The organism is Gemmatimonadaceae bacterium (genome assembly GCA_035633115.1).
In the GTDB taxonomy this organism is placed as follows: domain Bacteria; phylum Gemmatimonadota; class Gemmatimonadetes; order Gemmatimonadales; family Gemmatimonadaceae; genus UBA4720.
Window position 1 is genome coordinate 1 of sequence record DASQFN010000017.1, and the last position, 1,530, is coordinate 1,530.

Sequence of the window (1,530 nt, forward strand, 5' to 3'; positions counted from 1 at the left end):
CAATTCGACCAATTGACGGACAATCGCTAAACCTAAGCCTAACCCGCCGAATGCTCGCGTGGTCGTCGCATCGGCTTGCCGGAAGCGGTCGAAGACGTGCGGCAGAAACTCCGTCGCGATGCCTTTGCCGGTATCGCTGACCGTAACTTCGACATGTGATTCGACGCGCTCCAGACTAACAATCACGCGCCCGCCTTTCGGCGTGAACTTGATGGCGTTCGAGATTAGATTCCACGCCACCTGTTGCAGCCGGTCAGGGTCGCCCGAGACTTGCCCCGCCGGAGAATCGAGTTGCAACTGTAAACGCATCTCCCTAGCTTCCGCCGTCGGGCGCAGGCCTTCAACCGCCGCGATGATGATGGTGCCGAGGTCAACGGGTTGCACGCTCAGGCGCAACTTGCCGGTGATGATGCGCGAGACATCGAGCAGATCGTCAATCATCTGCACTTGCATCCGCGCATTACGCCGGATGACTTCGATGGCGCGTAAGGAAGCCACCGGGTCGAGCTTAGGATTTCCTAACATCTGCGCCCACCCGACAATCGATGTCAGCGGCGTGCGAAGTTCATGCGAGAGCGTGGCGAGAAATTCATCTTTGAGCTGATTCGCTCTCTCCGCGGTTTCCGTGAGTTCATGTTGCCGGGTTGCAGAGAGCAGGAGCTGTTCGTTCATCGCGATCACTTGTCTTCGGAAGATCGCCATCTCTGTCGTATCGGTCACCTGGATCATGACCCCCACCGGGCGTTCGTCCGCCCCGAGTATGGCCCACACCGAATAAGACCAGTAAACGGGTGGCGTTTGGCAGTGCTCCTGCTCGACTAAAATCTCCGGCGTTCCCGTGCGATACACACGGTCGAAAAGCGAGAGACATCTATTTTCCTCCCCTTCCGGCACGGCCTCGGCGAAGGGGCGTCCCACCAGTTCCGTTGCCTCCTTCCCGACAAGGCGCGAGAACGCGGGATTGAGCTGGCGCACGATGTGCGTCGTTCCTTCAACGGCGACCATGGGGTGCGGTGAAAGTTCAGAAAAGTACCGGCTGAGGCGCACAAGGTCGAAAGCCTGCTCCCCCGTGACCGATCCTGGTTCCTCACGCATATGGCACCCCTACTTATTACTTTCCAGTTCGTCCGGAAGCTCCTGGATTTCCTCCGGCTCTGCGTTCCATGGCCCGGGAACCCCGGTGATTAGGCCGCGATAACCCATGAATCGCTCGCCGATGACAAGACCCTCGGAAGTGATTTTGAATTCGCGCATGTCAATGCTGTGTGTGCTCCGACGCATCTTGATGACTACCATCATCTTGCGGAGTTGGCCGTTGATCGACACAAACCGCAGGCGGAGGATGTCGTCGCTGAGGAACGAGATCGCGTAGGAGCTGAGGCTGAACCCGGTAAAGATCTCCTGAATTTCAACGGTGCTGAGGATCGTCACACCAGTCCTCGTGAGTGCGCCGATCATCCGGTACAGCGATTCCCGGAAGTCGGTGCGGAAGCCGGGAGCCAGCGCCATCTCAAACCCGGCCAGCGAATC

Annotated in this window: 2 protein-coding genes; both read right to left on the reverse strand. The window is 58.5% G+C overall.

Features of this window, described 5'->3' with window-relative positions:
• On the reverse strand, nucleotides 1-1,095 hold a 1,095-nt coding region (locus VES88_02350), incomplete at its 3' end, for an ATP-binding protein (protein HYN80313.1).
• A 9-nt stretch (nucleotides 1,096-1,104) separates the two neighbouring features.
• A partial coding sequence (locus VES88_02355) for an ATPase domain-containing protein (protein HYN80314.1) occupies nucleotides 1,105-1,530 on the reverse strand: 426 nt, incomplete at its 5' end.